Source organism: Faecalibacterium sp. i21-0019-B1, assembly GCF_042852915.1.
GTDB lineage: Bacteria > Bacillota > Clostridia > Oscillospirales > Ruminococcaceae > Faecalibacterium > Faecalibacterium taiwanense.
This window is the reverse complement of sequence record NZ_AP031425.1, coordinates 1,831,749-1,844,603: the sequence shown is the minus strand read 5'-3', so window position 1 is coordinate 1,844,603 and position 12,855 is coordinate 1,831,749. Positions and strand designations below refer to the sequence as shown.

Here is a 12,855-nt window from a genome sequence, read left to right as displayed (position 1 = left end):
GATGGAGTATTACGGTGTTAAATTTTACGGAACAGGTGACTTTGCAAATGCAGAAGAATTAAGAAAGTGTGAAAAGATTTTTGGTGATTATCATAACTGGAATGGATATACAGATATAAATAAGATAATTGAACTGTATAATGTGAAAAAGTATATTGACACCGGGATACGACTTGATGATTGGGCAGATGAACTGTATCTGGATTTTCAGAAAAAGTCAGGCACAATTATGAATATCATTGGAAAGTTCTTTGCTAGCAGGGGTATAAATAATCTGTCGAAAATACATGAGAATATAGATGTTCTTTATAAAGATGATTTTTGGGAAATAATAGCCAAGATAGATATTTACAAGAAATGTTCAAAAGAAGAGTTTTTGGATTTTTTGAAGGAAACAGAGCCGGGGCTAAATGTATTACTGTCACAAAAAGATATTGTAGGAAGGCAAAGCGAGGCGGTTTCAAAGTATTTTTTATCTGATGCAGAACATGCGGAATTTTTGGTACAAATATACTTGCAAAAAGGTCAATCAGATAATAAGTACAGAATTCCTAAAGAATTGACAAATGAAAACAAGGAAGAGTTGGTAATTGCATATATAAAAAGCGACGCTCCTAATTTGAACTATCTTAGGTTGATAATGCAAGAAACAAACTCAAGTAAGTTAAAACTAAAACCATCAACAAAAATAATGGCTCGGCAGAAATATAAGGAATTATATGAAAAGTATAGTAGCCGCTTTATGGATTTTGGATGGAATATAGAAGTAAGCTTTCCATCTTTGGGTGGAGATGGAAAGACAGTTAGAGACATATCAAACGAAAGTGAAAAAGAATTTTGCATAAGATGTAAGACAGACTATGACTGGATAGTAGAAAATTTAGATTATCCTACGATTTTGAATAATTTAATATACTTGATTGAAATTACTGATAAACAAGGCAGGTGCCAATTAGTGGCCAATGCTTCTAAAGTGGGTTTTTTCGAAACATATATGGGAGTACATGGTATTAAAGAGTATCCAGCAGGAGCAGCATTTAGTGCAATGAATCAAATGACAGCACTTCAGATGCTGGGATACAGCAATATACTAAAAAAGTGTAATGTTGATATAGAGGACGTTTATAAGTGGTTCTTTGAAGTATATCTAAAAAATGAATTTGATATTGATGGATTCATTTTTCATCCGTCATCAAAAGGCGCAACGCAACTTGAAAAAAATCGGAATATTGCTATTGAGATCGAAAGCGTTTTAAAACAGTTTACGGAATATTGCCATTATGGAGTAGTTGATAGGGACAGTTTGGAATTTGCAGCAGAAAATTTAAAGATATCAGATGTGCCGAGTTTACTAGAAAATAAGTATGCGTATTCTAAGTCGGAAGAACTACAAAGAGAGAAAAATCTTTTGTATTCTGCACAGTTGGTTCCCTTTCTAAAAAACAAAGAAACTAGAAGGAGTTTTAAAAATATTGTAGAGCTGCTTTTGAAACAGAAAAAGAAGAAAGATGATTTTGATTTCTTTCAAAAAAATGATTTGAAATGGTTAATATTAAGAAAAACAATCTCAGAAACAGATGACGGATTTTTGAAATTGGATTTAAAACGGGCATATCTAATAAAAGAATTAAAGGACTGGGATTATTTGTTTTTAGGACAGGATGCGGGAAAAGAAGAATTTGTTAAAGAGGTATTAGGATTTGAAGAATTTGAGATAAAAGATACATTGTTCTCAGAACCAGAACAAAAATATTTGAATTATCTATTAAATAATGACAGCGTTTCAAATGGCATGGCGTTGAGAAATCGCTATGTACATGCAACAAACTCATTGAGCGAGCGTCGACAAGAGATGGACTATGCATTTTTCTTGATTGCTATGTCTCTGATAATAATAAAAATAAATCAAGAATTCTGTACATTAGACGAATTAAAGAAAACCAAATGAGGTGATTCTATGAGCCGCGAATACTCCGAAAATGTCCTTGTTCAGAACAGCGCAGGCAACTTGCTGCAAAATGTTCTGGGCTGGGAGGTCGTGCTGGCTTACAACTCCGAAAAGCTGGGGCCGGACGGGACGTTGGGCCGCACCAGCTATGGGGAAGTGCTGCTGACCCGGTATTTTCGGCAGGCGCTTTTGCGGCTGAACCCGTGGCTCACCCCGAACCAGCTGGACGAGGTACAGAAGAAATTCACGGCGCATGTTTCCACCGCATCCCTGATGCAGATCAATGAGGAAAAGTATTTTCTGCTGCGGGATGGCATCCCGGTGACGGTCAAGCGGCCGGATGGCCGCACCGAAATCCGAAGCGCGGCGGTGATCGACTTCAAAAACCCGGAAAACAATCATTTCCTCGCCGTAAAAGAAATGAAGATCCACTCGCAACTGTACCGCCGCAGAACGGACATTGTGGGCTTTGTCAATGGCATTCCGCTGCTGTTCATCGAGCTGAAAAAGCCCACCGTGGATGTGCAGAACGCCTACATAGACAATTATCGGGATTACCTCGATACTGTTCCGCAGTTGTTCTACTATAATGCCTTTCTTATGCTGTCCAATGGATTGGAAGCCAAGGTGGGTACGCTTGGCAGCAAGTACGAGTTTTTCCACGAGTGGAAGCGTCTGAAGGAAAGCGATGCAGGCAGCGTGGAACTGGAAACCATGCTGCGGGGCATCTGCGAGAAAAAGACCTTCCTCGATCTGCTGGAAAACTTCATCCTTTACGACCATTCCGGTGGGCGCACCACCAAGATTCTGGCCCGCAACCACCAGTATCTCGGCGTCAACGAGGCCGTCAGTGCTTACGAGAACCGCAAGCTGAAAGACGGCAGGCTGGGTGTGTTCTGGCACACGCAGGGGTCAGGTAAAAGCTACTCTATGGTCTTTCTGGCGCAGAAGATCCGGCGTAAGTTTGCAGGCTCGCCCACCATTGTGGTGCTGACCGACCGTGACGAGCTGAACCGGCAGATCAGCGATACCTTTGAAAACTGCGGTCTGCTGGGCAAAACCAAGGCTTCACAGTTCATTGCATCCAGCGGTACAGACCTTGTGAAAAAGCTGCAGGGCAACCCCAGCTTTGTGTTTACCCTGATCCAGAAGTTCAATCTGCCCAAGGAGCCGCCCATCTACCCGGATCACGACATTCTGATTTTGTCGGATGAAGCCCACCGTAGCCAGTACGGCATTTTTGCAGACAACATGATGCACCTGCTGCCCACGGCGTCCCGCATCGGCTTTACCGGTACGCCGCTGCTGGCAGATGACCATATCACCGAGCGCACCTTTGGCGGGTATCTGTCGGTGTATGACTTCAAGCGGGCGGTGGAGGACGGCGCAACGGTGCCGCTGTACTATGAGAACCGTGCGGATAAGATCGCCCAGTTGGACAAGCCGGAGATTACCGGGCGGATCCTGGATGCCATTGAAGCAGCCGACCTTGATCCCTCGCAGGAGGAAAAGCTGGAACGCGAGTTTGCAAAGGAAATCCATATTCTCACCGCAGATGAACGGCTGCGTTCCATTGCAAAGGACTTTGTGGAGCATTACTCTGACCTTTGGACCAGCGGCAAGGCGATGTTCGTCTGCCTGAATAAGGTCACCTGTGTGCGGATGTACAACTATGTGCAGGAATGCTGGCAGGCAAAGATCAGGGAGCTGGAAGCCCGGCAGGGCACAGCGACCCAGCAGGAAGCGCAGGAGCTTGCCCGTAAACTGGCATGGATGAAAGAAACCGAAATGGCAGTGGTAATCAGTCAGGAGCAGAACGAGGTGCAGACCTTCAAAAAGTGGGGGCTGGATATTCTGCCGCACCGTGCCAAAATGGAAAAGCGGGAGCTGGATAAAGAATTCAAGGACAGCAAGAATCCGTTCCGGGTGGTGTTCGTCTGTGCCATGTGGCTGACGGGCTTTGATGTAAAGTGTCTGTCCTGTCTGTATCTGGACAAGCCGTTGAAAGCCCATACCCTGATGCAGACTATTGCTCGTGCAAACCGTGTTTCGGAGGGCAAGAGCAACGGCCTGATCGTGGACTATATTGGTATCGTAAAGGCGCTGCGCAAGGCTCTGGCAGATTATACGGTAAGCAAGAACAGCCCGGCGGGCATTGACCCAACGGTGGACAAAACGGAGCTGATTCAGCGTATTTGCACGGTCATCGGAAAAACGGACGGCTTTCTGGCAGAACGCGGGTTCCGGCTGCAGGAACTGGTGGATGCACAGGACTTTGAGAAGATGAGCCTTGTACAGGATGCAGTCAACGCGATGTGCGAGACGTTGGAAACCAAGAAAACCTTCCAGACCTATGCGTCTGAACTGGCGCGGCTGTTCCGCTACGCAGACCGTGACGATGTGGACGATACCGTGCGTGCCCGGAAAAACGCAATTCTCGCCATCTACGAGGGCTTGCAGCAGAAGCGGAAACACGCAGATAACACGGATCTTATGGTGCAGATCAACGGTATCGTCAACGAGTACATTCATGTGGAAAAGCCAGATCAGGAGGCTGTACCATCCCGGCAGTTTGACATCAGCAAAATTGACTTTGACCTGTTGAGCCGGGAGTTCGCCCACACCCGGCGGAAGAACCTTTTGCTGCGCGATCTGGATGAACTGGTAAACCAGCAACTGGCGAAAATGCTGTTTGCAAACCCGCAGCGCATTGATTATTATGACCGCTATCAGGAGATCATCGATGCCTACAATGCGGAGCAGAACCGGGCAACCATTGAAAAAACCTTCATGGATCTGATGGAACTTGCCAGTTCACTGGACACGGAGCAGCAGCGCTATGTGCGTGAGGGCTTTTCCAGCGATGAGGAGCTTTCGGTGTACGATTTGCTGTTTTCGGAGAACCTCACGAAGCAGGAAATTGAAACGATCAAGAAGGTGTCCGTGGACTTGCTGACAAAAATCAAACAGCAGATCGCTAAACTTGACCATTGGACGGACAAACAGGAAACCAAGGCGATTGTGGATAATCTGATTCGCAATACCCTTTGGCAAGAACTTCCCAATAGCTATGATGTAAGCGATATCCAGACCTACCAGAAGAAAATCTACGAGTATGTATATATGCGCTACCCGGAAGTAGCATAACGCAAAAATCACCCCAGAGAGAACGCACAAGAGGCTATTCTCTCTGGGGTGATTGCGTATCAAATCATCTGAAAATGCCGCAGCGCCTCTACGATTGCATCCTCTTTTTCCTTCGGACACTTAGGAGGAGAAAGTTTGAAAAAACAGACGGGCGGGTGTGAAGGCGGGTAAATCGACATGGAAAAGATCAAAGCGGATGCTTCCCGAAAAACTGCTGGGCAATTCCATCCAGCTGTGCGGTGATTTGCCGAAAATCCTGATTCAGATCCAAGGTGCGTGCACCGATCTGATTGCCGCCTAAGTTGAAGAGACAATTCGGCGTGATGGCTTCCTGCGTTTTGGCGTAGACTAGCAGCCCGGAAACGTTTCCAGTATGGGCAGCATCCTGATTTTTAACGTAGGTGTAGATCTGGTAGAGGTTGGCAGAATGCAGGGTCTCTTTATTAAACTGCTGCTGCAATGTCTGGCTGTAATACTTGGCATCCAGAATGAGAACTTTTTCGCGAAAACGCAGAAAAATATCGGTTTGCATGGCAGGGAGAAACCGCAGCATGGCAGCATCGTGCTCTCCCACAAGATCCCATTTGACCTGCGCAGCCTTGACCTCAGTAAGGTAGGGATGATTTTGTCGGTAATACTCCAGAATAAAGCGTTCGTACAGCTTTGCCATGCGTTCATCCGAAAATGCTGTCATTTTATAGCTGCCGTTTTCGGTGGTCTGCAGCATATCGTGCAGCACGAAATAGCAGAGATTCAACAGCATCTCGTAATTCTGGTTGCTCCGCTGATAATGTAACTGCTTCCATGGGATTTGAGAGGGAAGCAGTGCAGAAACCGTGTCCAGAAACAGAAGCGCTTTCTTCAATTCCACTTTGCGCTCAGTAGAAACATTCTTATCCCGAAGCAGCACATGCAGGGTGGTTTTCAGAATCTGGTTATACAGGTTATCCTCGGAAAGCTCGTCAAAGGTACAGGCGACCTGTGGCTTGTGCTGGATACGGGTCTTAATGGTCTGCGGAAGATCCAGCTTTCCACGCAAAACTGACCGGGTCTCGCTTCGGGAAACATATTCTCGATAGAGCCCCTGCTTCAGCTGCCGGGAAACACCCTTTGCAAGGATGGCAGCAAACAAATCGTCGATACGCTCAAACTTTTCCGAGGCGATGCACTGATAATCCTGCTGCTGCAGCACCTGATAGGCGTAGGAGAGCATGTAGTAGATGTTCTGGATAAAGATCCCTTTGTCAGTCGTCATTGAAAACACCACGCAGATTCTTTTCCCAACGGTGCAGTTTGTCGGGCGCGTCGAACCAGTATTCTGCCAGCGTAGGCAGAAGGTCAAACTCCACCACAGAGCACATCCAGTCAGTGGTGCAGGCGGCAGGGTCGGCCAGACAAAAGTAACTGTGTCCAACACGAAATCCGGGACCGAGGGAGGCATCTGTGGTAATTTCCCGGTTCAATGCCTTGATCTGTTCCACCAGAGCATTGAAGGTTTCATTGTCAAGCGCAGATTGATATTTCTGGAATCCATCGGAGGTGAACGCCGGTTCGATCTCGAAGAAACTGAAGCGTCTGCGCAGCGCATAGTCGATCATGGCCAGGCTGCGGTCGGCAGTATTCATCATACCGATAATGTACAAATTTTCCGGGACATAGAAGGGCATCCCGTTATAGGCCAGTGTGATCTTTTCGCCCCGATGGTCGCTTTCAATCAGCATCATCAGCTCGCCGAAGATCTTGCTCAGGTTGCCCCGGTTGATCTCATCGATCAGGAAAAAGTATTCTCGGTCGGGGTCGTTGGAAGCCTTCTGGCAGAAGCGGTAAAATACACCCTCTGTCAGCTTGAAGCCGGAGCCGTCCGGCCGGTAGCCCAGCATGATATCCTCGTAGGAGTAATTCTGGTGGAACTGAACAAACTCAACCCGGGAGGAATCAGCTTGACCCATTATAGAGTACGCCAGCCGTTTGGCAGCATAGGTCTTTCCAACGCCGGGTGCACCCTGCAGAATGATATTTTTCTTGTGGCGTAGCAAAGAAACCAACACTTCATAGCGTTGCTCACTCAGAAAAACATCGTGCAGAAAATCAACTCTGGTGTAGCTGTCGGCAGATGCCTGCCGGACGGGAGCAGGGTTTTCATCCCGGATCAGATCCAGAATAAAGTTGTACTCACCCTCCGAGAGCTTGAACAGGCTTCCGTTCGGCTGTACGAAGAACTCCATTTTCTCCAGCTCAGGGAAAGCCTTCAGTACAGCATAGTCAATGGGGGAAGTCAGGCTCTCGGTCTTTTCAAAATAAATCTCTTTGCCGTTGCTTTCCTGTGTGATCTTGGCCAGAGCTACCACTCGCTTTACCGGATTGGCCTCATAGCCGATCACAAGATCCCCGGCTTTTGCATCGAGGAAATTCTGGAAAATCCTGCGCTTGTTCCCGTTGTCATTGTACAGCGTATAGGTCTGCTCTTCGCCGACCCGCAGACTGGAATAACTCCAGATCTTAGGATTGGCAGTCAGCCACCAGTAGTGGCGTGAAGGTGCTTCACAGGCGGCAGCGGCAGCCGGTACTTTCGAGAGGTCGGCTTTTTTCAGAGCCTGTAAAAGCTCATCTCGCAAGCGCCAGATGTAAGTGCCATCCGCCTTTGTGCTGGCATTTTTGCCCACATATAAAATGGGCCACCAACGCATATTTTCGCTGTCGCGGGGCATGCAGCGGCAGCCAGTCTTTTCTGCCACCCGCTGTGCAAGATGGTAGGAGTTGGAGATGTAGAAGTTGCTGGTTTCACCGTATTTAATGGCAAGCTGTTTGCAGGTGGCCTGCCCGCCGTAATCCAGCATACATTTCATCACCCGCAAAGCCTCCGAGGTAAAAACCGAGGTGTCTTGCAGCAAAGCACTCCACTGTGCGGTTGTAATGCCCGGATCATACTCACTTTCAGCAGGAAACCATCCGGCCTGCATCTGTGATGTCTTTTGTTCGGCAAGGTAGAAACGGCTCAGATAAAAGCCCAGATCAATGGCAGCGATATTCCAGTGTGTGTCTGGCCAGTATTTTCCGGCAGGGGCTGCTTCAATGGCACTGCGGATCATCTGGGTGATGGCAGCATTTTGGCTCAGTGCCACCCGCAGCTCATCATAAAGGCGGTAGCTGTTTAGCAGCGATTCTACGGAACCATCCCGCTTGGGCGGAGCATCGAAGTTCAGCGCATCCGAGATGTCACGGGCAACGGAATAGCGGTAGATATAATATTGATCCGGATACCGGAGCCACAGATAGACGCTAATGGCACTGGTGTTCTGGTAGTGGTTATTCCAACTGCCGTCGTTGTATTTTGTGCGTATTTCTTCGGTGGCAGCCTGAAATGCAATAATGCGCTGGGAAAGTTCGGTGGATTCATCAAACAAGCTGCGGAACATTGCGCGTGTTGCTTCACAGTCCGCTGCTGCGAAATTCAGGATCATCGCACGGGGATAGGCATAGCCGGTATCCAGAAGCGAAAAGACCTTTGCAGTGGCTTCCTTGAACATTTCACCAAAATCTGCCGCGTCAATATTCCAATGGTCGTGGAAATGCTGCGCGGCTTCCCATTTGAAATCTTCAACATGAGGCCAATGCTTCGGGAAATAGGTCTGGTATCCGCCCAAAACAGGCTCCAGTTTTGCAAGATCGATCATGACGGCTCCCTCCGAAATCAAAAAGTCTTTAAGATATTGTACCACGATAAAAATAGAAACACCATATTCCAACAAAAGAAAATGCCCGCCTGAAAATCAGACGGACATACTGTAAATCAAATCATCTGAAAATGCTTTAATGCTTCCACAATCGCATCCTCTTTTTCCTTCGGACACTTGGGCTGCTTTGCATTTTCATTTTTCGCTTTATTATAATTCTCTCGCTCGATGATGCCGTACTTCTGCTTCACCTGTGCGATATAGAGATTGGATACCTTCAACTGATGATGTTCCCATACATGCTCCCGAATCTCATTGTAAGTTGCCTTGCTTTCCGCAGCAGTCACATCCAGCTCATCCATGCTCACTTCCACTTCAATGTGGCGGTCGACGTTGAGTTTGGACAAAAGGAGAACGGCCTCGACAGTTGTTTCAGTTTCCAAGGGAAGTTCTTTCACTTCCTCACCATCAACAGGCACAGGAAAATTGAATACGATCTTCTTTATCCAGCTTCCGTCTTTCCTTTTCTCCGGGAACATCTCAATTCGCTCGATAAAGGCCTTCATAAACTCCTTCTGCTCCGCTTCCGTTGCGGAATGGTAGACTTCATCAAATGCCAGCAACAAGCGATAGATATTGTCTCCGGAAATCTTCTCCTGCTGGATGCTGCGGATCTGACTTTGCAATTCGCCAATCTGAACTTCGATTTCCTCTATGGTGTCATACTGCTCATCATAGCGGCGCTGCAAGTCCAAAATCTTTCTGTCATAGTGGGCATCATTGATGTCCAAGGTATCCATCTGACGCTCCAAGCGGCTTTTCGTTCCAAAGGCTTGCTTTAGCCGCCCTTGTAGGACAGCAATCTGCCGTTCCATATCTTCTGTATCAACTGCTGTTCCGATTTTCGCCTGAATCGCTTCTACAAACCGTGGATTGTTGACCATAGCGGAGATAACCTTCGCCACAAATTTGTTGATTTCCGTCTGCTCGATATTCAGACGGAAACTGCACTCATGCCCGGTAGGTGTTACCGTATTTTTGCAGTAGTAATAATACCGTGTTTTCTTGTCCTTGCTGTGCGCCTTGGCGATATTGCCGTACATACTCTTTCCGCAGCATGGGCATTTCAAGATACCGGACAGGATGTGTGCGTGGTCTGGATTGTTAACCTTTTCCCGCTTAAAAGAATTGATCTTGCGCTTTTCCTGTACCAGATACCAATCCTCTTCGGAAATGATAGCTTCGTGTTGTCCTTCATAAACCGGGAACTCCGACTGCTCAACCACGTGCATCTCGTTTCTTGTACCCTGTTTCTTTTCTGTTCTTCGTCTGCCGTAAGCAATCTTTCCCATATAAACAGGATTGTACAATACATTTTTCACAAAATCTCTTGAAAATCCCGGAATGGTATTATTCTGTCTTAGTTTCTTAGTATAACCATTGCGGTTCAGATATTTTGCAACTCCTGCAACACCCTCATTAGTGTGAATGTAGCGGTCATAAATGACACGAATTACTTCCACTTCATCCTCTGCAATGACAAGGTTTCCATTTTCCAGTTTGTATCCATATGGAGCGAAACCGCCGTTCCATTTGCCCTCACGAGCCTTTTGCTCACGTCCTGCCATTGTCTGTGTGCGGATATTTTCTCGCTCAATCTCTGCCACCGCAGACAGCACAGAGATCATCAGCTTTCCTGCATCCTTGGAGCTGTCAATGCCATCCTCCACGCAGATCAGATTGACACCGAAATCCTGCATGAGTTGCAAAGAATTCAGAACGTCCGCTGCATTTCTGCCAAATCGGGACAGCTTAAAGACCAACACATAAGAAACATCATCTTTGCCGTCCTGGATGTCATTCAGCATCCGTTGAAACTCCTGCCGCCCTTGAATGTTCTTTCCGGAAAAGCCCTCGTCAGAATACTCCCCGGCAACGATCATATCCTCGTATGCCGCATACTTCCGCAGCTTGTCACGCTGGGCATCCAAGCTGTATCCGTCAACCTGCATCGAGGTGGACACTCTTGTATAAAGATAGCATTTAAGTTGTTTCTTTTTCAGAATCTCCACCTCCCTCATTCCTTCCTTTTACCATAAGTCCCTCGTTGCGGATATAATACTCCAAAAGCCACAGCACATAATCCGGTGCATGGCGGTTGTCCAATTCCCATTCAGTCATAGTCCGGTAAGGAATATGGACGAGCTTGCAAAAATCTTTCCGATTCAGTCCTGTGCTTTCACGCAACTTTATAATTCTGTTTTTACAATCCATCCGTCTTTTCTCCACAAAAGCAAAAAAATACACGTTGCGTAATCATTATAGCATAGCCATAGCGAATACGCAACGTGTAAATTGCAAATTTTATGCAGCCTTATCCGTCAGAAGCTGCGCTTGATTACTTTCCTCGGAATGCTCCACTCCCTGCGGTGCGTCCTGTTCCAATTTATTCAAAACCTGATGTCCATATTTCTGGAGCATCTGGCTCATAACATCCACACAGCGGTCAAATGCCGCATTATATTTCGCTTCCTCATAATATTTCTTCAATAGGCGATTCCTCCATCAAAGTTCCATATCCTGTCCACGCTTCCGGGCAGGGTGTTCGTGTTCCTGTGTTTGCTTTCCTCTGATGAGGATAGAATTGATAAAAGCCCGAACCTTTTCGGATGCGATTTCCAGTGCATCCAGAAAGGGTTGGGCTTTCTGTTTGAGTTCCATATATTTTTCGTTTACCGCTTCATACCGCTGCTTCCAGATGGAAACCGTCTTTTCTGCGGAAGCCAGTTTTTCTTTCAGACGCTTGTTGTCAGCATTGGCGATAATGCCATTGACCGCATAGCGTTTGAGTGTGTCGCATTCATCCGGTGTCAGCGTGATATTGTTTCCGAATGTGGCTTTTTTGCCCATTACTTCAATGTCCTGCACTGTCAGCGCAATGGTCTTTGCCGCCTTGGTTTCCTTTTGCAAAGATTCCAGTTTCTTTTTCTGTTTTGCTGTGGCAGCTTTGGCATCCTCCAAATTCTGTTCTGCCTGTGCCACCTGCCCGGTCACAGCTTCCAGCCGCTGCTGTTCTGCCTGCACCTTGAACTGGGTCACAGTCAGATGTTCCTCGGTGCTTCCACGTTCTCCACGCTCCACATCGGTATAACCGGCGTTTCGCATGAAATTGAAAAAGTCATCCTGCAACACACTGTAGGATGACTTCAAAATCTTTTTCCCTTTTGCGTTGAGCATGGGATTTCCGTCCTCGCCAAGCACCGGCTTGGACTCCCATTTCTTACTGCGGCTGACCTGTGTGATGACCTCCTTAACGGTTCCCCGGAGGGCTTCATCCTTGCATCGCTTCGACCAAAGGATCTGCTTTTCCACCACCGGGATATAAACCACATGAAGGTGGTAGTGGTACACATCTTCGCCCAAAGCTTCGGACATTGCTCGGTTGCGCTCATCGGCGTGCATCACAGCGGAGAGGATATACTGCTCACCACCTACGATCTCCGCAGCAGCTTTGTAGGCATCGGCATAAAACTGTTTCGCAAATTCATAGCCGCCATGATTGTAGAAATAAGCGGAATTCACATCAAATACCAACTCACCGTATTTGACGGCATCCGGTTTCAGACCTCTGGTGGAGATCACGCCGTCTTGTTCCATCTGCTCAAACATTTTTACATAATCGTCCGTGGGTGCTTTGAAATGGACGTTCAGAGAAGTGCGTTCCGGCACGATGTCCTGATTGCTGTAGCTGTCCTTTTCACGCTCATTGTGTTCCTGTACCTTCGCCACATCAGCCGGTGTTTCCAAGTCCTGATTTCTGGCTACGGTACGGTCTATTCCATCATTTCTTGCCATTGGATTTTTCCTTTCTTTGAGATTTGCAACAGCGGAAGGCTGGAGAACGGCACTTTTTCAAAGTGTAATAACCCACTATGACACTTTCATCCATACTGGCTGCAAAGTGCCGTGGGCTCTCCGAGGGCTCTCCCGAGGGGGAATGCGGTCACTGCGGTGACCTCTGCTGACCAAGGCGAAAATGTCTGCGCCTTTTCCCATGGTCAGCCCGTCTGCATGAAGCTGTTCTGT

Annotated in this window: 8 protein-coding genes; 2 read left to right on the top strand and 6 right to left on the bottom strand. The window is 47.2% G+C overall.

Annotation, left to right across the window (positions count from 1 at the left end; genetic code table 11):
• The first annotated feature begins 1 nt into the window (after position 1).
• Entirely contained in the window at positions 2 to 1,948 is a 1,947-nt protein-coding gene (locus ACGHP1_RS09300; protein WP_390509131.1) for a hypothetical protein, read from the top strand.
• A 9-nt stretch (positions 1,949 to 1,957) separates the two neighbouring features.
• On the top strand, positions 1,958 to 5,095 hold the full coding sequence (locus ACGHP1_RS09295) for a type I restriction endonuclease subunit R (protein ID WP_390509128.1): 3,138 nt from the start codon (positions 1,958 to 1,960) through the stop codon (positions 5,093 to 5,095).
• Between the two features lie 187 nt (positions 5,096 to 5,282).
• On the opposite strand, the gene mcrC is transcribed toward ACGHP1_RS09295, so the two are convergent.
• From mcrC to ACGHP1_RS09265, 6 genes are all read right to left on the bottom strand, one after another.
• Positions 5,283 to 6,350 carry a 5-methylcytosine-specific restriction endonuclease system specificity protein McrC gene (gene mcrC / locus ACGHP1_RS09290; protein ID WP_120081450.1) on the bottom strand — a complete coding sequence of 356 codons (1,068 nt, stop codon included), beginning with the start codon at positions 6,348 to 6,350 and terminating at the stop codon, positions 5,283 to 5,285.
• A complete protein-coding gene (locus ACGHP1_RS09285; protein ID WP_390509126.1) occupies positions 6,340 to 8,769 on the bottom strand; it encodes an AAA family ATPase in 2,430 nt (809 codons plus the stop codon). The genes mcrC and ACGHP1_RS09285 overlap by 11 nt, the downstream gene beginning before the upstream one ends.
• A 116-nt stretch (positions 8,770 to 8,885) precedes the next feature.
• Positions 8,886 to 10,832 (bottom strand): recombinase family protein, encoded by a 1,947-nt coding sequence (locus ACGHP1_RS09280; protein ID WP_390556632.1) that lies wholly within the window; start codon positions 10,830 to 10,832, stop codon positions 8,886 to 8,888.
• Entirely contained in the window at positions 10,813 to 11,043 is a 231-nt protein-coding gene (locus ACGHP1_RS09275) for a DNA-binding transcriptional regulator (RefSeq protein WP_015540908.1), read from the bottom strand. The genes ACGHP1_RS09280 and ACGHP1_RS09275 overlap by 20 nt, the downstream gene beginning before the upstream one ends.
• Positions 11,044 to 11,133: 90 nt before the next feature.
• Positions 11,134 to 11,319 (bottom strand): hypothetical protein, encoded by a 186-nt coding sequence (locus ACGHP1_RS09270; protein WP_118622913.1) that lies wholly within the window; start codon positions 11,317 to 11,319, stop codon positions 11,134 to 11,136.
• Positions 11,320 to 11,334: 15 nt separating this feature from the next.
• Positions 11,335 to 12,624 (bottom strand): plasmid recombination protein, encoded by a 1,290-nt coding sequence (locus tag ACGHP1_RS09265; RefSeq protein WP_021683580.1) that lies wholly within the window; start codon positions 12,622 to 12,624, stop codon positions 11,335 to 11,337.
• Positions 12,625 to 12,855: the final 231 nt, after the last annotated feature.

What these genes read in the sequence shown, in the direction of transcription:
- ACGHP1_RS09300 (WP_390509131.1), top strand. Translation starts at nt 2, where the DNA reads ATGGAGTATTACGGTGTTAAATTTTACGGAACAGGTGACTTTGCAAAT.
- ACGHP1_RS09295 (WP_390509128.1), top strand. Translation starts at nt 1,958, where the DNA reads ATGAGCCGCGAATACTCCGAAAATGTCCTTGTTCAGAACAGCGCAGGC.
- mcrC (WP_120081450.1), bottom strand. Translation starts at nt 6,350, where the DNA reads ATGACGACTGACAAAGGGATCTTTATCCAGAACATCTACTACATGCTC.
- ACGHP1_RS09285 (WP_390509126.1), bottom strand. Translation starts at nt 8,769, where the DNA reads ATGATCGATCTTGCAAAACTGGAGCCTGTTTTGGGCGGATACCAGACC.
- ACGHP1_RS09275 (WP_015540908.1), bottom strand. Translation starts at nt 11,043, where the DNA reads ATGGATTGTAAAAACAGAATTATAAAGTTGCGTGAAAGCACAGGACTG.
- ACGHP1_RS09265 (WP_021683580.1), bottom strand. Translation starts at nt 12,624, where the DNA reads ATGGCAAGAAATGATGGAATAGACCGTACCGTAGCCAGAAATCAGGAC.